Below are 17,519 nucleotides of genomic sequence, written 5' to 3'. Positions count from 1 at the left end.
TTATTTATCTCTGTCTTGTTTTTGGACTGGTGGAACGGGGTCAAAGCCCCCTTCGTTCAAAGGATGGCATTTTAATAGACGTTTGCCTGATAACCAACACCCTTTTACAAAACCGTGAGCTTTCAACGCTTCTATCGCATATAAAGAGCAGGTTGGAGTAAATCGGCAGCGTGGGCCGATGAGTGGACTAATAAACCATCTATAAAAATAGATGGGTATTAGCGCTATCCACGCGAAGGGCGAGACAGGCGAAGCCATAATTTGTCGAGTAGCTTGAACATTTCTTCATTGCTTAAATCTTGCGCGCTCTTCTTAGCTATTACAACAAAATCTTTGTTAGGAAGTTTGTGTTGAGTGTTACGAAAGCTTTCACGAGTAAGACGCTTGAATCGGTTACGACCCACGGCTGTTTTAATCTGCTTTTTCGGAACGGCTAATCCAAGACGAGGATTTGAAAGAGAGTTATTTCGAGCAATGATGGTGAAATGAGGAGAGCCAGCTCGATGAGCTTGCTTGAAGACATTTTGATAATGTTCGGGAGTTAACAAGCGTAACTCCCGACCGAAGGCTAGCTTATTCAAAATAATCAAAGATTACTTAGAAAGACGCTTACGGCCTTTTGCACGACGTGCATTGATTGTTGCGCGACCGTTCTTAGTAGCCATGCGAGCACGGAAACCGTGAGTACGCTTACGCTTTAGAACTGTAGGTTGAAAAGTGCGTTTCATTGTAATTACCTTACTGATCAGTAGTTTTAGGTTTTTGTTAAACCCGGCGTGGGCATTTTTTCTCTTCTTTATATAAGAAAGGAAAACCGACGCCTCTCAACAAAGAGGCGGAATTGTAATCACTGTCACAAAAAGTGTCAATGATTGGGTTAACTAAAATTCCGGTCGGGGGATTATACGTAGAATAACTAAAATCACAAGGATCCTTAGTCGATCCCAACCTTATTTAAGAATTTTATTAATTTAGGATCCTGTGGATTACCAAAAATATCCTGTGGAGATCCCTGTTCGACAATATGACCGTCAGCCATGAAGATCACTCGGTCTGCGACCTCTCTAGCGAACTGCATTTCATGGGTAACCACCAGCATGGTTTGGTGCTGATTTGCCAGTTTTTTCATTAGGTTAAGCACTTCGCCAACCCACTCAGGATCGAGAGCTGAAGTCGGCTCATCAAACAATAATAGCTCTGGTTGTAGTGCCATTGCACGGCCAATACCAACCCGTTGTTGTTGGCCACCTGAGAGAGCGGCTGGGTAGCTATCACCTTTGTCACCTAAGCCAATATCATCAAGTATTTGTTGTGCTTTTTCATGGGCTTGCTGCTTTTTCCAACCACGAACAGTAATTAAACCTTCAGCAATATTCTGTCTTGCGGTTTGGTGAGCGAACAGTGCATAGTTTTGGAACACAAAACCGGTTTTACGACGAAGTGCAAGCACCTCTGCCTTAGTGTGTTTTTGAGTATCAACCTTGATGTCATCAATCGAAATCGTGCCTTGATCGGCTTGCTCTAGAAAATTCACACAACGCAGCAGGGTAGACTTACCTGTGCCACTTGAACCTATGATGACAATTATCTCACCTTGTTTGATTTCGAGGTCGATCCCTTTCAAAACTTCGGTGTCACCAAACTGCTTGTGGATATTTTGTAATTTGATCATCGTACATATGCCTTATTCAGTTTCACTTCAGCCCAGATTTGAATACGAGTGAGGATAACCACCACGCCCCAGTAAATCAGCGCCACCGCTAAGAAAGCCTCGAAGAAGCGGAAACTTGAAGAAGCCTCCATCTGAGCTTTAGCCATGATTTCGGCTACACCTAGGGTGAATGCAAGGGAAGTCGATTTGATCATGTCGATGAAGTAGTTCATCAATGATGGCAGTGCCACGCGAGTTGCTTGTGGCAAGATCACGCGACGCATGGCTTGACTGGTGGTCATACCTACTGAAAGACTGGCTTCCATCTGGCTGCGATCAATACCGATAATCGCGGCACGAATACTTTCTGCCATATACGCGGCAAAGTGCAGGGTTAAGCCAATCACAGCGGCGCTGAATGCATCCAACCCAACCATCCACGGGAATACTTGTGGTAAGCCATAATAAAGGAGGAACAGCTGTACCAACAATGGTGTTCCTCGGAAGAAGCTAATGTACAGCTGGCTCAATTGGTCGAGTACTGGGATTTTGAATACACGAATATTCGCCAGTATCAGAGACAGGATCAGAGCAAAGAACAAGCCCCAAGTAGCCATCTCCATCGTGGTGCCTAAATACTTCAGTAGTATCGGCAACAGCTCTAGCATGTAATTAAAGTCAAATCCCATAATCTATCTCGTATTTTTATTGGCAGTGTTGTTCTATATGTAAGTACTGTTCTATCAGGTTTTTTAATCAATGCACAAAAGCAAAAAGCCCACCGCTGTATAAAGCAGTGGGCCTTGAATGGAGAAAGTGAGTAATTACTTCTGAGTAATGTCCGCACCAAACCATTTCTGAGAGATACTTTCTAGCGTACCATCTGCGCGCATTGCTGCTAATGCTTCATTTACTTCTGCTTGCAGTTTTTTGCCGTTATCGTTGTCCACGAAAGGCCAAGCGTTTTCAATGGTTTCGAATGGCTGACCAGCTAGTTGTAATGGTAGACCTGTCTTCTTGATAAGCTCTAATGCTGATAGGCGATCCATTACGAACGCATCTGCACGACCCAATGCGACATCATGTTCAATACCTGTATCGTAGGTTTTCACATTGATCTTGCCATCTTTGTCGTAGCTGCGAAGCAGTTGTTCAAAGTTTGAGCCTAGGTTTACCGCAACCGTCTTACCATCTAGGTCTTCGATACCTTTAATGCTGTCATTACCTTTACGAACGGTAATTTGTGCGCCGTCTACTACGTATGGGTCTGCGAATAGGTATTTCGCTTTACGTGCATCTGTCATTGTAATTTGGTTTGAAATAGTATCGATGCGACCCGTTTCAAGAAGACCAAACAGACCAGAGAAGTTTGCCGTTACGTATTCAACCTTGTAATCGTTACGCTTACCGATCTCATCCCATAAATCTACTTCAAAACCTTGTAGCTGGTCTTGCTTAACGAACGTAAACGGGAAGTAGCGACCAGACATGCCGACTTTAACTTCAGTCGCAGCTTGAACAGTAGCAGCAGAGAGTGCGATAGCCGCAATTGCAGCCTTAATCCAGTTATTCATTTGGTAACTCCTTATATTTATAGGGTTGGATGTTACTGGGAAAATGCTCAATAGAATAAATAACCAGATGTTATTAACCATAACCAGATTGAATTCCCAATTTGGGGATAACTAGCAAGGATCCGGGCATAAGTGGATCATTGTGTGAGTAAATTAGGGGCAAGATGTGTGGATCCACCGATTCATTACAAATTTATTGTGAATAACTTGGATCTTATTCACTGGATCTGTGATCAATTGCTGGTGATCTGACTTATCAACAGGTAAAATTAGCAGTCATTTCATATTACTTAAATAGAGTGGGGGCACCGTGTCATCTTCGCTTTGGTTGCAGTGTTTGCAACAGCTTCAAGAAGAGTTACCAGCTACAGAATTCAGTATGTGGGTTCGTCCGTTACAAGCGGAGCTCAATGACAATACTCTAACTCTATTTGCACCGAACCGTTTCGTACTCGATTGGGTTCGTGATAAGTATCTAAATAGCATTAACCGTTTGCTGCAAGAATATTGCGGCAACGATATCCCACATCTTCATTTTGAAGTGGGAAGCAAGCGTGTGATTGCACCAAAGCCTGCGATACCAGCACCGACTCAGACTCGTACTGCAGCCGATGTGGCCGCTGAGTCATCAGCACCTGCGCAATTACAAGCTCGCAAGCCTGTCCATAATATTTGGCGTGATGAAGAGCCTGTCGCGGTTGATTTGAATCACCGCTCAAACGTGAACCCAAAACATAAGTTCAATAACTTTGTTGAAGGTAAGTCGAACCAACTGGGTTTGGCTGCGGCACGTCAGGTTTCTGATAACCCAGGAACAGCCTATAACCCGTTGTTCCTATACGGCGGCACTGGTTTAGGTAAAACGCACTTGTTGCATGCGGTGGGTAACGCCATTGTTGATAATAAGCCAAATGCGAAAGTGGTTTACATGCACTCAGAACGTTTTGTTCAGGATATGGTAAAGGCCCTGCAAAACAACGCGATCGAAGAATTTAAGCGCTACTACCGTAGTGTTGACGCATTGCTTATAGATGACATCCAATTCTTTGCCAATAAAGAGCGTTCTCAAGAAGAGTTCTTCCATACCTTTAACGCGCTGCTTGAAGGTAACCAACAGATCATCCTAACGTCTGACCGTTATCCAAAAGAGATCAACGGGGTAGAGGATCGTCTTAAATCTCGCTTCGGCTGGGGTTTGACGGTTGCGATTGAGCCACCAGAGCTTGAGACGCGTGTTGCGATCTTGATGAAGAAAGCCGAAGACCACCAAATTCACCTTGCGGATGAAGTAGCGTTCTTTATTGCCAAGCGTCTACGCTCTAACGTTCGTGAGCTGGAAGGCGCATTGAACCGTGTTATTGCGAATGCAAACTTCACTGGCCGCCCGATCACGATCGACTTCGTGCGTGAAGCACTGCGTGACCTACTTGCACTGCAAGAAAAACTGGTCACTATTGATAACATTCAAAAGACAGTCGCTGAGTACTACAAAATCAAAGTCGCTGATCTATTGTCTAAGCGTCGTTCTCGTTCTGTTGCTCGTCCACGTCAATTGGCGATGGCACTGGCGAAAGAGCTAACAAACCACAGCTTGCCTGAGATTGGCGATGCATTCGGTGGTCGTGACCACACGACTGTACTGCATGCTTGTCGTAAGATTGCTCAGCTGCGTGAAGAGAGCCACGACATTAAAGAAGATTATTCGAACTTGATTCGTACCCTTTCTTCTTAATACACAGTATTCTTAACCTTAATAAGCAGAATCTTGGCCACGTACTATTACGCAGTGCCATTTAGACCGTAAGAGCAAGATATGAAATTTACCATTGAACGTAGTCACCTGATTAAGCCATTACAACAAGTATCTGGCGCACTCGGTGGCAGGCCAACGCTTCCAATTCTAGGAAACCTACTGATTAAAGTAGAAGATAACGTGTTGTCGATGACAGCGACGGATCTAGAAGTTGAACTGATCAGCCGTGTAACGCTTGAAGGTGATTTCGAAGCGGGCAGCATTACCGTACCTTCACGTAAATTCCTAGATATCTGCCGTGGATTGCCAGATAACTCAGTGATCACTGTGGTATTGGATGGTGACCGTATTCAGGTTCGCTCTGGTCGTAGCCGCTTCTCATTAGCAACATTACCTGCGGCAGATTTTCCAAATATTGAAGACTGGAGCAGTGAAGTTGAAGTGTCAGTGACACAAGCTGAACTTCGCGGTCTTATCGAGAAAACACAATTCTCAATGGCGAACCAAGATGTTCGTTATTACCTCAACGGTATGTTGTTTGAGATTGAAGGTTCTATCCTGCGCAGCGTGGCGACCGATGGTCACCGTATGGCAGTATCTCAAGCACAACTGGGTGCGGATTTTGCTCAGAAGCAGATCATTGTTCCTCGTAAAGGTGTTCAAGAGCTAGTGAAGCTATTGGATGCACCTGAACAGCCAGTAACACTGCAAATTGGTAACTCTAACGTGCGAGCTGAAGTGAACAATTATGTCTTCACTTCTAAGCTGGTTGATGGTCGTTTCCCTGATTATCGCCGCGTAATGCCGCAAAATACCACCAAGACACTTGAAGCTGGCTGTGATGAATTACGTTCAGCATTTTCTCGTGCTGCGATTCTATCGAATGAAAAATTCCGTGGTGTTCGCGTTAATCTTGCGGATAGCGAGATGCGTATTACCGCGAACAACCCAGAGCAAGAAGAAGCAGAAGAAGTACTCGATGTTAACTTCGACGGTGATGCTCTAGAGATTGGCTTTAACGTAAGCTACGTATTGGATGTTCTGAACACACTGCGTTGTGAACAGGTTCGTATCTCAATGTCAGACGCCAATGCGAGTGCTCTTATTGAGAACGCACAAGATGACAGCGCGATGTACGTTGTTATGCCAATTCGCTTATAAGCTGCCCCATGTTGACCTACCGAGTCGTGATTGAAGATTAATATGAAGACGTTATGCCTTTATCGCGCTTAATCGTTAAGCAGTTTAGAAATATTGAAGCCTGTGACATTCAACCGTCATCAGGCTTTAACTTTCTTATAGGGGCTAACGGAAGCGGCAAAACCAGCGTCCTTGAAGCGGTGTATCTGCTCGGACACGGTCGCTCATTCAAGAGTTCACTTACCGGTCGTATCATACAAAACGAGTGTAGTGAGCTGTTTGTACACGGCCGTTTTATGACCTCGGATCAATTTGAGCTGCCAATTGGCATTAATAAGCAGCGCGATGGCACGACAGAGGTTAAAATAAGCGGTCAAACTGGGCAAAAGTTGGCTCAGTTAGCTCAAGTCTTACCTTTGCAGTTGATTCACCCCGAAGGGTTTGATTTACTGACAGATGGACCTAAGCATCGCCGAGCATTCATTGATTGGGGAGTCTTCCACAGTGAGTCGGGCTTTTATGATGCGTGGGGCAGGGTAAAGCGCCTCAATAAGCAGCGAAACGCCTTATTGAAAACGGCAACCCACTATCGAGAGCTGAGCTATTGGGACCAAGAACTGGCCCGTTTAGCAGAAAGCATCAGTCAGTGGCGTGCCACCTACGTTGATCAGCTCAAAGAAGTCGCCGAAGAGATCTGTGCGACCTTCCTTCCTGAGTTTGAGATAAAGATTAACTATTATCGTGGCTGGGACAAAGACACCCCATACGCCGAGATATTAGAAAAGAATTTTGAAAGGGATCAGCAGCTTGGTTACACCTTTAGTGGGCCAAACAAAGCGGATCTGAAGATAAAAGTGAACGGCACTCCAGTGGAAGATGTCTTGTCACGAGGTCAGTTGAAGTTGATGGTGTGCGCGCTGCGAGTAGCACAAGGGCAACACCTCACTCAAATGACAGGTAAGCAGTGCATCTATTTGATAGATGACTTCGCTTCCGAATTAGATAGCCAACGCCGAGCACGTCTTGCTGAGTGTTTAAAGGCGACCGAGGCTCAAGTTTTTGTAAGCTCTATTACCGCTGATCAGATTGCAGATATGCATGACGAAAATAGCAGGATGTTTCATGTGGAACATGGCAAAATAGAGCAAGGATAATTAGTCAGAGAGTAACTATGTCAGATAATTACGATTCATCGAGTATTAAAGTACTGAAGGGTCTGGATGCGGTACGTAAGCGTCCTGGAATGTACATTGGCGACACGGATGATGGTACCGGTCTGCACCACATGGTTTTTGAGGTGGTAGATAACTCTATTGATGAAGCGCTAGCTGGTCACTGTAATGACATCATTGTAACTATCCATGAAGATAGTTCTGTGTCTGTGAGCGATGATGGCCGTGGTATTCCAACAGAATTGCACCCAGAAGAAAACGTATCAGCAGCAGAAGTAATCATGACGGTTCTTCACGCTGGTGGTAAGTTCGATGATAACTCGTACAAGGTATCTGGTGGTCTGCACGGTGTTGGTGTTTCAGTAGTTAACGCACTTTCTAAGCAAGTTACTCTTACTATCCACCGCGGTGGCAAAATCCACACTCAAACCTACAGCCACGGTGAGCCTCAAGCGCCACTAGCAGTTATCGGTGACACGGATAAAACAGGTACAGAGATTCGTTTCTGGCCGAGTGAAGAAACCTTCACTAACATCGAGTTCCATTACGACATTTTAGCTAAGCGTCTACGTGAGCTATCATTCTTGAACTCAGGTGTATCAATTAAGCTAATTGACGAGCGCGAAGAAGACAAAATGGATCACTTCGAATACGAAGGCGGTATCCAAGCGTTTGTTGAACACCTTAATACTAACAAAACGCCAATCATCCAAAAAATCTTTCACTTTAACTCTGAGCGTGAAGACGGTATTACCGTTGAAGTTGCGATGCAGTGGAATGACGGCTACCAAGAAAACATCTACTGTTTCACCAACAACATCCCTCAACGCGATGGTGGTGCTCACTTAGCAGGTTTCCGTGCGGCGCTAACGCGTACACTGAACAGCTTCATGGACAAGGAAGGCTTCTCTAAGAAAGCGAAGACTGCGACCTCTGGTGATGATGCTCGTGAAGGTCTGACGGCGATTGTTTCTGTTAAAGTGCCAGATCCTAAGTTCTCAAGCCAAACTAAAGATAAGCTGGTTTCTTCAGAAGTGAAGTCTGCCGTTGAATCTACAATGGGTGAGAAGTTGTCTGAGTTCCTTATTGAGAACCCAGGTGAAGCGAAAACAGTTTGTTCTAAAATTATTGATGCAGCACGTGCTCGTGATGCAGCGCGTAAAGCTCGTGAAATGACTCGTCGTAAAGGCGCATTAGATTTAGCGGGTCTTCCAGGTAAGCTTGCTGACTGTCAGGAAAAAGATCCTGCACTGTCTGAACTATATATTGTGGAAGGTGACTCTGCTGGCGGTTCAGCTAAGCAGGGGCGTAACCGTAAGAACCAAGCAATCCTACCGCTGAAAGGTAAAATCCTTAACGTAGAGAAAGCACGTTTCGATAAAATGCTGTCTTCTCAAGAAGTAGCAACGCTAATCACAGCTCTTGGTTGTGGTATTGGCCGTGACGAATACAACCCAGATAAACTGCGTTACCACAACATCATCATCATGACCGATGCCGATGTCGATGGTTCTCACATCCGTACTCTGCTACTGACGTTCTTCTACCGTCAAATGCCAGAGCTGATTGAACGTGGTTACATCTACATTGCTCAACCGCCACTTTACAAAGTGAAGAAAGGTAAGCAAGAGCAGTACATTAAAGATGAAGATGCGATGAACCAGTATCAAGTATCTTTGGCTTTAGACAATGCAGAACTGCACGTAAACCCTGAAGCGCCAGCATTTGCAGGTGAAGGTTTAGAGAAGCTTGTTCAGCAATACAATGCAGGCATCAAGCTTGTTGATCGTATGAGCCGCCGTTACCCACGCGCATTGGTTCACGAACTGATTTACGTTCCTCGTCTAACGGCTGAGCAGTGTCATGATGACGCGGCAGTTGAAGCTTGGGGTAAGCAGCTTGTTGAACAGCTAAACGCGAAAGAAGTAGGTGCGAGCCAATACAGCCTTGAAGTTGAAAAACACGAAGAGCTAGGCTTAAGTGTTCCTAAGATTGTGGTTCGTACTCATGGTGTGACTCATGAGCACGTACTGAGCATCGATCTTATTAACTCTAAAGAGTTTGGTAAGCTAGCGGACCTTTCTGAAGCTCTTGATGGCTTGATTGAAGAAGGTGCTTACATTAAGCGTGGTGAGCGTACTCAAGAAGTTTCTAGCTTCGTTGATGCTCTGAACTGGTTAGTGAAAGAGTCTCGTCGTGGTCTAAGTCTACAGCGATACAAAGGTCTAGGTGAGATGAACCCGGATCAACTTTGGGAAACCACAATGGATCCTGAAACTCGCCGTATGATGCAAGTAACGATTGAAGATGCTGTTGGTGCTGATCTGTTGTTTACGACGCTAATGGGTGACCAAGTTGAACCTCGTCGTAACTTCATCGAAGAGAATGCATTGAAGGTAGCTAACCTTGATGTATAGATTTCTTTAGTACTAAAGAAACTCAATACAATAAAAGCACTGCCCATTGGCGGTGCTTTTTTATATCTGTTCGATATGACGACCTGCCGTGGCGAGGAAGTACTTCCCGGATAAAAGTCCTACTTCGTAGTCATGTTCAAGTGCATGCTGTGGGCTGCCCAGCAATGTAGAGTGCAGCGCCTTGTCTGGGTGAATCTCATAGATGGTCGCGTCTTCTGGCGGGTTACTCAGAAAGTCTTGAGTCGCGCGGTAATGGGCTTCGTGCTTGAGTAACAGCTCAATCATCGCTTTAGCTTTTGTTTTCCCTAACAACTTACTGTATTTACACATCCAGCGGTGATCAAAAGACGTTGAGATAGGTACCGTCCGAATCACCACAATATGCTTATAACCCCGCTTATAGGCTTCTTGTGCAGGGATCGGGGCGGCAATGCCACCATCAAGCCACTCTTCATCATTAGCTTGAATTGCCTTTGGGCTGATAAAGGGAACCGCACATGAGGCTTTGAGAGCGTCCTGCCAAGCGTGTGAGTCTAAGTCAAAATAGGCTGGCTCGTGACGAGTCGCGTGGGATGCACAGGCAAGCACCTGACAACTTTTCATATTGTCATGACCTGACTGCCAGTTGAGCGGCAAGTTTGTTTCGGTTTGCTCAAGTAACCAGTCTAGATCTAATCCTTTCTTTTGCAGTAAGAACTTATAGGTATCAAAGAATTCAGGACTGGCTGTTGCTTCTGTTATGACGCGGTAAGCATGGCGATGTTGCCCGCATATATAGGATGCTAGGTTAAGAGAGCCCGCTGATGTGCCAATCATCAATGAAAACGGATTAAAATTTTGTTCGAGAAAAGCATCCAGCACGCCCGCTGTAAAAATTCCGCGTTGGCCGCCGCCTTCCGTCACCAGAGCCACTTTATCGATGTGGATATCTAGGTGCGCTAAGGCATCGTAAGAGTGGAGTGCGTAAGAAATATGCGTAGAAGACATCAGGATTGCCACCAAAAGCGATAGAAAAGGATTCAACCTGATTAGGATATGACCAATGGTGGTTAATTAAAATTAAGTAATATTTATATAGCGTTTGGTTTTTCTTAACTAAAAAGTTGAATCACGCCGCTTGAAAAGCGCTTTGTGGCACCACATATCTATTTATGAAGAGAATGACTGTCTTGCTCAAAAGAGAAGAAACAGAACCTTCATTACCGCTAACGAAGTATCGCTCAATAGAGGATAACTTTGGCAGCACACAACTTAAAAATTGATTCATTGCCATGTCCCAGCGTTGTCGCCAATAGAGGCGAAACCCGAGGAATGCGAATTGAATCTCTTAGCTGTTTACTGGGTCACACACAGGTTCGATCCAAGTAAAATTCTCAGCTAAGACTATTGCTTACTAAAAGGATAGCATTATGAGAACTGTAGATTTCACTCCACTTTACCGCAACGCAATCGGCTTCGATCGTCTATTCAACATGATGGAAGCGAACACATCGAAGAACTCTTCTGGCGGTTATCCTCCATACAACATCGAGCAGAAAGACGAGAACAACTACCGTATTACTATGGCAGTCGCTGGTTTTGCTGATGACCAATTAGACCTGACTCAGAAAGAGAACATGCTAATTGTGAAAGGTGAGCGTAAAGCAGAAGCAGAGAAAACCTTCGTATATCAAGGTATCGCAGAGCGCGATTTCGAGCGTAAATTCCAACTGGCTGACTACGTAAAAGTGGTAGGTGCAAGCATGGAAAATGGTCTTCTTCACATCGACCTAGAACGCGAAATCCCAGAAGCGATGCAACCACGTAAGATTGCTATCAATGGTAATAGCCTACTAGAAGGTTAATTACTGTTAGCTCCTTAGAGCTAAAAATTATCGGGAAGTAAAAGTGAAAGAGCACCTCATGAGGTGCTCTTTTTGTATTTGGTCTACGGTAAGCTAAAAGCCCTGATTACTGCTCTGAGTAAGCCTTTTTCACTTCTTCAGCAATGATAGCAATACCTTTCTGCATCGCTTCATCGTCTTGTACGTAGTTCATACGCAAGCACTGGTGAGCATGATCCCACTCGTCTTCTTGACCGATAAAGAAGTATTCACCAGGAACAATCAACACGCCGCGAGCTTTAAGGCGGTCGTACAATTCCATTGTGGTGATCGGCAACTCATCAAACCATAGCCATAAGAAGATAGCGCCTTCAGGTTTGTGAATGCGGAAGCGTGGGTCATCGATAGCGTCTTGTAGCAGTTCAACTGCACGTAGCGATTTGTCTTTGTAGAAAGGTTTGATCACCTCACTGCTCAAGCGTAGTAAATCACCTTTTTCAATCATGTGGTTGGCAATCGCAGGGCCGACGCTGTTTGGCGCTAAGCTGATGATGCCATTCATGTTGGTCAATGCTTGTGTTACTTCTTCACTCGCAATCACGATACCGCAACGCACACCCGGCAAACCAAGCTTAGAAAGGCTCATGCACAGAATGGTATTTTCATTCCAGAACGGTTCGACATCTTCAAAGATGATGTTTGGAAACGGCAGGCCGTAAGCATTGTCGATCAGCAGTGGGATGTTGTTTTCACGCGCCAGTTTATCCAATTTACGTACTTCTTCGTCGGTCAGTACGTTGCCTGTTGGGTTGGTTGGACGAGATGCACAGATAGCCGCGACTGAGTCATCAACCTTTAGTTGTTCAAAATCGACGTGATATTTGAACTGGCGGTTTTCTAGCAGCTCGATCTCTGGGTGGTAAGAGATAAAGATATCGTCATCAATGCCGGCATCGCCGTAGCCGATGTATTCTGGTGCGATCGGCAGTAGGATTTTCTTATGTGAGCCGTCAGGCTGTTGGCCTGCTAGCAGGTTGAATAGGTAGAAGAAGCCACTTTGACTGCCATTAGTCAGGCTGATGTTCTTCTCGCTGATGTCCCAGCCATAGGTCTCTTTAAGCATTGCCGCTAACGACTTGATGAAGCTGTCTTTACCCTGCGGACCATCGTAGTTGGCGAGGGCGGCGATGAGTTCTCCACTGGCGAGCATGTCGGCACTGGCTTGGTTAAAGTAATCGAGCATGGCAGGGATAGCAGCTGGGTTGCCACCACCGAGCATGATAGCGCCAGGAGTGCGCAGGCCATCATTCAAATCATCCATTAAACGAGTGATTCCAGAGTATCGATTAAACTTTTCGCCAAACTTAGAGAACTGCATTACTAATTTTACCTAATTCATTGTGATTGCTTGTTACGTGTCATTAAGGCAGACCTTATGTCTGCCATCAGTGTATTCCTTGAACATACCGCAATGTTTTTGCGACGCATAGCGCCAAATGCTCTAACACGTAAAAAACTTCTATAAAGTTTGGTTAATGAGTGACAGCTTGCTTATTGAACGTACCATTAGCGATAAAAAAAGGAGAAGCCTAAGCTTCCCCTTTAGTTTCTGGTGTTTATGTTAATGAAGGTTTAGTTCGAGCCGGTATAAACGATTAATACCTTGTCATCTTGGTATTGGCGTTCGAACGCATAGTAGCCCTTACTATTGCGGATGATGTGCTTACCCTGAGCAACGGCTGGGTGGCGTTGGCGGAATTGGCCAAGCGCTTGCCAATGTTCTAGCAGTTCTGCACGTTCGCCAGTGATTTGATCCCAAGGCATGTCAGAGCGAGTGCCTTGCATAGGGTCGGAGCCTGTTGGGCCAAAATCTCGTGCAATTTCGTCCCCGTAATAGATCTGTACCGCACCGGGAGCCAGCATCAATGCGTTTGCTGCCTTGGTCTGTTTGGCAAAGTCGCTGCCGTGTTTTGTCCAGAATAGCGAGGTGTCGTGAGACGATAGGTAACTCAGAACGTTGAATTCGCTGTCGTTGTTGATCTTCTCTGCGTATCGAAGGTAATCAGCATCAAGATCGGATAGACACTTGAGCGCCTTTGGTGCGATATCACTCTGGAATTCAAAGTTGATGATTGAATCAAATCCGTTAGCGAAGTAATCTGATTTGACCACGCTGTGTGCCCATACTTCGCCAGTCATCCAGAAGGGTAAGTCATCCAAGGCCTTGTCTGGGTTGTTCTGTTTCCACTCGGCAAGTGCTTGGTTGGTGCTCTCTTTCAGTTCTGCCCATGCTTCGAGTTCAACGTGTTTAGCGGTATCGACCCTGAAACCATCGACACCGTATTCGCGCACCCAATCCGATAACCAAGTGATTAAATGGTCACGAGGTGTTTTGAGTTCATCGGTCGCGCTGGTGGACTTATTGAGATAGAAATTAGGCAGCCCGGTTGTCTCTGTCGACTCTGTTTTAAAATCGGGTAGGTGCGCCAAAGACATGGTGAGGTTATTGTAACCCGGAGAGTCATAGGCGCCGATATCGCTGCGTAGCCAAGCTTTGCCCCACCACTTTTCCCACGCTTCTTTGTCGCTGTAAGAGATGTAGTTGTTGAAGTAATGCCAGTTCTGACCTTTGGCAGGTTGCCAATCTGTCCAGTTTTCGCCAAGTGTTTGTTTGGCTTCTTCGTCAGTTAGGTTGAGCTTACCAAAATCAAACTCTTGCATGTCGGCAAGCGTCGCATAGCCGGTGTGGTTCATTACCACATCCCAAACAACGCGAATGCCTTTGCTGTGCGCGGTATCGATGAAGGTTTTCAGCTCGTCTTCGGTGCCCATATTGTCATCGAGCTTAGTCCAGTCTTGATGGTAGTAGCCGTGGTAGCCGTAGTGTTTGAAGTCACCTCGATCACCGCCGCCAACCCAGCCGTGGATTTGCTCTAACGGAGACGTTATCCAGATAGCATTAGCTCCAAGTGATTCTATGTAATCGAGCTTTTCGGTTAAGCCTGCCAAGTCACCACCGTGGAAGGTGCCGATTTCGTCTTGTCCATCTTGGCTGCGACCATAGCTGTTGTCGTTATCAGGATTACCATTGTGGAAACGGTCGGTCATTACGAAGTAAACCGTGGCGTTATCCCAACTAAAGTCAGCTTTGGCTTCTGGTTCTACTTTCTCAAGTAGCAGAACACCTTGGCTGTTTTCTGCAGGCTGCATGGTGACACTGCCATTCGTTACTGTGACTTGTTTGCCTGAAAGAGCGTCTCTTACCACGGTACCATCATCAAAGGTTTGAGTAACATCGATGGTGGTTGGTTGGTCACTGGGTACAGGACAGGCAAAGCTTTGAACTTGTTGTTGCTTCGGTTTTATCTGAACCGTGAGTTCATTGGTCTGTGGGTTGAGCGTGAATTGATAAGTGTTAGCGCGAAAGACTTTTATGGCGATCTCAGATTTCTCGGCACAGTCGTCGAGGCGAAGGGGTTTATTGAATTTGATGCGACTCTCTTCGGCTAGCGCATAGTTGGTGCCACAGGTATTTTGAGTATCGCTGATAGAGAAGGTATAGCTACCTTTCGCGAGTTCCTGTTCTGCAATCACGGTGCCTTTACTGGATGATTCGAATACGACAGTGTCGTTATCAATTGTCAGTAATAGGTTGTTGTCACTGGTTTGGCTGCATGCGCTGAGTGCGAGCATTGAAAGCGCGAGTACTGTTTTTTTCATTGTTCCCTTCCCCTGAATAAACAGGTCAGTTATAGCAAACAATGCCCTCTACAGTCTGAGTGCTGTTTCATTCAGTTAATCAATAAGACCTCTACAAACAAATGCTTGGTTCACAAAAACAAAAAGGGAAGCTTTCGCTTCCCTTTGGGTGTTTACCGTTAATTACTCAGAGTATGACTTAGAGTAACTGTCACACTTGTGCTTATTTTTGCAGTAGAGAGATGTCAGCAATCTGTAGGAACAGGTTACGTAGGTTGTTCAGTAGCGTTAGACGGTTCTTCTTAAGCGCTTCGTCATCAGCCATAACCATTACGTTATCGAAGAATGCATCAACAGGTTCACGTAGATCAGCAAGCTTGCTTAGGGCTTCTTGGTAGTTGCCTGTTGCGAATGCTGGTTCTAGTGCTTCTGTCATTACTTCAACGTTTTCAGCCAGTGCTTTCTCTGCGTCTTCTTGAAGAAGAGCAAGATCGATTTCAGCTGGTAGCTCGCCATCGAATTTCGCAAGGATGTTACCTACACGCTTGTTCGCTGCTGCTAGTGCTTCTGCTGCTTCCAGTTCACGGAAGTGAGAAACCGCTTTAACACGTTGGTCAAAGTCAGCTGGCTTAGTTGGACGACGTGCTAGTACCGCTTGGATGATATCAACGCTGAAACCAGCATCTTGGTACCATGCGCGGAAACGACCTAGCATGAAGTCGATAACGTCAGCTTCTACGTTGTCGTTGGTTAGCTTGTCGCCTAGTAGCTCTTTCGCTTTACCGATAAGGTCTGTTAGGTCTAGGTTGTAGCCGTTTTCAACGATGATACGAAGCACACCGAGTGATGCACGACGTAGAGCAAATGGGTCAGAACCTTTTGGTGCTTGGCCAATACCGAAGATACCTACGATAGTGTCTAGCTTGTCTGCCATTGCAACTGCTGAAGAGATGCCTGTGCTTGGTAGGTCGTCACCCGCGAAACGAGGCATGTACTGCTCGTAAAGTGCTAGTGCAACTTGCTCGTCTTCACCATCGTGAGTTGCGTAGTGCATGCCCATTACACCTTGTGTATCCGTGAATTCGAATACCATAGATGTCATTAGGTCACACTTAGCCAGTAGGCCAGCGCGCTTAGACTTCTCAACGTCAGCATCGATTTGCTCAGCGATGTAGCCAGCAAGTTCTGTGATGCGGTCTGTTTTGTCTTTGATAGTACCAAGCTGCTTCTGGAAGATAGCTTGGTCTAGTTCAGCAAGACGGTCGATAAGCGGACGCTTACGGTCTGTGTTGAAGAAGAATTCAGCATCAGCAAGACGCGGACGTACTACTTTCTCGTTACCTTCGATAACATGGCGAGGCTCTTTAGACTCGATGTTTGATACGAAGATGAAGTTCGGTAGTAGTTTCTTGTTGTCATCGTAAACAGGGAAGTACTTTTGGTCACCTTTCATGGTGTAAACCAACGCTTCAGAAGGGACTTTTAGGAATTCTTCTTCGAACTTCGCTGTAAGTACTACCGGCCATTCAACCAGAGACGTTACTTCTTCAACAAGGTCATCTTCTAGGTCAGCTGTACCGCCAACCGCAGCTGCCGCTTTTTGCGAATCAGCAAGGATGATCGCTTTACGCGCTTCGTAATCTGCCATTACTTTACCGCGCTCTTCTAGGATCGCAGGGTATTGGTCAGCAGAATCGATTGTGAACTCTTGTTCGCCCATGAAACGGTGACCACGGATAGTACGAGCAGATGCTACGCCTAGGATTTCGCCTTCAACAAGCTCATCGCCTAGCAGTACTGTCAGTGTTTTCACTGGACGGATAAATTGAATGTCTGAGTTACCCCAGCGCATTGCTTTAGGAATTGGTAGGCCAGCCAGTGCTTTCGCAGCGATGTCCATCACCAATTCTTGAACTGGTTTGCCAGCTACTTCTTGTTTGAAAAGAAGCCACTCGCCTTTGTCTGTTTTCAGACGGTCAGCTTGCTCAACAGTAATACCGTTACCACGAGCCCAACCTTGTGCTGCTTTGGTCGCGTTGCCTTCAGCATCGAATGCAACAGAAACAGCAGGGCCACGCTTCTCAACCACTTTGTCTGCTTGGCCTTCAGCCAGTGCAGTTACTTTAAGTGCTAGACGACGAGGTGCTGCGTACCACTTGATGCCTTCGTGAGAAAGTTCAGCCGTTTTAAGGCCTGCTTCAAAGTTAGAAGCAAATGCTTCTGCTAGAGAACGAAGTGCTGTTGGTGGAAGCTCTTCCGTACCCAGTTCAATTAGAAAATTCTTCGCCAT

The 17,519-nt window shown here is 45.7% G+C and carries 15 protein-coding genes; 5 read left to right on the top strand and 10 right to left on the bottom strand.

All coding sequences use genetic code 11. From position 1 onward, the window contains the following. The 6 genes from yidD to MSG35_RS22770 form a co-directional block, all read right to left on the bottom strand. Positions 1-258, bottom strand: coding sequence for a membrane protein insertion efficiency factor YidD (yidD, locus tag MSG35_RS22795; protein WP_004735802.1), 258 nt, complete (start codon positions 256-258; stop codon positions 1-3). Further along, a complete protein-coding gene (gene rnpA / locus MSG35_RS22790; RefSeq protein WP_017055478.1) occupies positions 225-548 on the bottom strand; it encodes a ribonuclease P protein component in 324 nt (107 codons plus the stop codon). Before rnpA ends, yidD begins: the two co-directional genes overlap by 34 nt. A gap of 45 nt (positions 549-593) precedes the next feature. Continuing rightward, positions 594-728 (bottom strand): 50S ribosomal protein L34, encoded by a 135-nt coding sequence (gene rpmH, locus MSG35_RS22785; protein WP_004735800.1) that lies wholly within the window; start codon positions 726-728, stop codon positions 594-596. Positions 729-934: 206 nt separating this feature from the next. Beyond that, entirely contained in the window at positions 935-1,672 is a 738-nt protein-coding gene (locus tag MSG35_RS22780; protein WP_215407469.1) for an amino acid ABC transporter ATP-binding protein, read from the bottom strand. Next, positions 1,669-2,340 (bottom strand): amino acid ABC transporter permease, encoded by a 672-nt coding sequence (locus MSG35_RS22775; RefSeq protein WP_009848134.1) that lies wholly within the window; start codon positions 2,338-2,340, stop codon positions 1,669-1,671. The genes MSG35_RS22780 and MSG35_RS22775 overlap by 4 nt, the downstream gene beginning before the upstream one ends. Before the next feature lie 135 nt (positions 2,341-2,475). Further along, positions 2,476-3,225, bottom strand: a complete 750-nt coding sequence (locus tag MSG35_RS22770) for an amino acid ABC transporter substrate-binding protein (protein ID WP_009848135.1) — start codon at positions 3,223-3,225, stop codon at positions 2,476-2,478. 310 nt (positions 3,226-3,535) lie between these two features. On the opposite strand from MSG35_RS22770, the gene dnaA reads away from it, so the two are divergent. The 4 genes from dnaA (at position 3,536) to gyrB (ending at position 9,707) form a co-directional block, all read left to right on the top strand. Then, complete coding sequence (gene dnaA / locus MSG35_RS22765) at positions 3,536-4,957, top strand: chromosomal replication initiator protein DnaA (protein ID WP_248385043.1); 1,422 nt, start codon at positions 3,536-3,538, stop codon at positions 4,955-4,957. Between the two features lie 81 nt (positions 4,958-5,038). After that, positions 5,039-6,139 carry a DNA polymerase III subunit beta gene (gene dnaN, locus MSG35_RS22760; RefSeq protein ID WP_017058809.1) on the top strand — a complete coding sequence of 367 codons (1,101 nt, stop codon included), beginning with the start codon at positions 5,039-5,041 and terminating at the stop codon, positions 6,137-6,139. Positions 6,140-6,192: 53 nt separating this feature from the next. Beyond that, entirely contained in the window at positions 6,193-7,272 is a 1,080-nt protein-coding gene (gene recF / locus MSG35_RS22755) for a DNA replication/repair protein RecF (RefSeq protein ID WP_017632663.1), read from the top strand. Between the two features lie 17 nt (positions 7,273-7,289). Further along, entirely contained in the window at positions 7,290-9,707 is a 2,418-nt protein-coding gene (gyrB, locus tag MSG35_RS22750) for a DNA topoisomerase (ATP-hydrolyzing) subunit B (protein WP_048611241.1), read from the top strand. Between the two features lie 60 nt (positions 9,708-9,767). On the opposite strand, the gene MSG35_RS22745 is transcribed toward gyrB, so the two are convergent. Next, positions 9,768-10,694: a patatin family protein gene (locus MSG35_RS22745; protein WP_248385042.1), complete on the bottom strand. Its 927-nt coding sequence runs from the start codon at positions 10,692-10,694 to the stop codon at positions 9,768-9,770. Between the two features lie 422 nt (positions 10,695-11,116). Here MSG35_RS22745 and MSG35_RS22740 point away from each other — a divergent pair, with 422 nt between their 5' ends. Beyond that, the gene (locus tag MSG35_RS22740; protein WP_009848140.1) at positions 11,117-11,551 is read left to right on the top strand and encodes an Hsp20 family protein; all 435 of its coding nucleotides are present in this window, start codon (positions 11,117-11,119) and stop codon (positions 11,549-11,551) included. 106 nt (positions 11,552-11,657) lie between these two features. Here the strand turns inward: MSG35_RS22740 and MSG35_RS22735 are convergent, their stop codons facing one another. The 3 genes from MSG35_RS22735 to glyS all read right to left on the bottom strand — a co-directional run bounded on the left by MSG35_RS22735 (position 11,658) and on the right by glyS (position 17,519). Then, positions 11,658-12,908 (bottom strand): valine--pyruvate transaminase, encoded by a 1,251-nt coding sequence (locus MSG35_RS22735; protein ID WP_048611244.1) that lies wholly within the window; start codon positions 12,906-12,908, stop codon positions 11,658-11,660. A gap of 254 nt (positions 12,909-13,162) precedes the next feature. Continuing rightward, positions 13,163-15,250: an alpha-amylase gene (locus tag MSG35_RS22730; RefSeq protein WP_248385041.1), complete on the bottom strand. Its 2,088-nt coding sequence runs from the start codon at positions 15,248-15,250 to the stop codon at positions 13,163-13,165. Positions 15,251-15,452: 202 nt separating this feature from the next. Then, complete coding sequence (glyS, locus tag MSG35_RS22725; RefSeq protein WP_048610822.1) at positions 15,453-17,519, bottom strand: glycine--tRNA ligase subunit beta; 2,067 nt, start codon at positions 17,517-17,519, stop codon at positions 15,453-15,455.

It is taken from the genome of Vibrio sp. 1CM23M (genome assembly GCF_023161755.1).
GTDB classification, from domain to species: domain Bacteria; phylum Pseudomonadota; class Gammaproteobacteria; order Enterobacterales; family Vibrionaceae; genus Vibrio; species Vibrio coralliirubri.
This window is presented reverse-complemented; position numbering and strand designations above follow the sequence as displayed.

What these genes read in the sequence shown, in the direction of transcription:
- yidD (WP_004735802.1), bottom strand. Translation starts at nt 258, where the DNA reads ATGGCTTCGCCTGTCTCGCCCTTCGCGTGGATAGCGCTAATACCCATC.
- rpmH (WP_004735800.1), bottom strand. Translation starts at nt 728, where the DNA reads ATGAAACGCACTTTTCAACCTACAGTTCTAAAGCGTAAGCGTACTCAC.
- MSG35_RS22780 (WP_215407469.1), bottom strand. Translation starts at nt 1,672, where the DNA reads ATGATCAAATTACAAAATATCCACAAGCAGTTTGGTGACACCGAAGTT.
- MSG35_RS22775 (WP_009848134.1), bottom strand. Translation starts at nt 2,340, where the DNA reads ATGGGATTTGACTTTAATTACATGCTAGAGCTGTTGCCGATACTACTG.
- MSG35_RS22770 (WP_009848135.1), bottom strand. Translation starts at nt 3,225, where the DNA reads ATGAATAACTGGATTAAGGCTGCAATTGCGGCTATCGCACTCTCTGCT.
- dnaN (WP_017058809.1), top strand. Translation starts at nt 5,039, where the DNA reads ATGAAATTTACCATTGAACGTAGTCACCTGATTAAGCCATTACAACAA.
- recF (WP_017632663.1), top strand. Translation starts at nt 6,193, where the DNA reads ATGCCTTTATCGCGCTTAATCGTTAAGCAGTTTAGAAATATTGAAGCC.
- gyrB (WP_048611241.1), top strand. Translation starts at nt 7,290, where the DNA reads ATGTCAGATAATTACGATTCATCGAGTATTAAAGTACTGAAGGGTCTG.
- MSG35_RS22745 (WP_248385042.1), bottom strand. Translation starts at nt 10,694, where the DNA reads ATGTCTTCTACGCATATTTCTTACGCACTCCACTCTTACGATGCCTTA.
- MSG35_RS22740 (WP_009848140.1), top strand. Translation starts at nt 11,117, where the DNA reads ATGAGAACTGTAGATTTCACTCCACTTTACCGCAACGCAATCGGCTTC.
- MSG35_RS22735 (WP_048611244.1), bottom strand. Translation starts at nt 12,908, where the DNA reads ATGCAGTTCTCTAAGTTTGGCGAAAAGTTTAATCGATACTCTGGAATC.
- MSG35_RS22730 (WP_248385041.1), bottom strand. Translation starts at nt 15,250, where the DNA reads ATGAAAAAAACAGTACTCGCGCTTTCAATGCTCGCACTCAGCGCATGC.
- glyS (WP_048610822.1), bottom strand. Translation starts at nt 17,519, where the DNA reads ATGGCGAAGAATTTTCTAATTGAACTGGGTACGGAAGAGCTTCCACCA.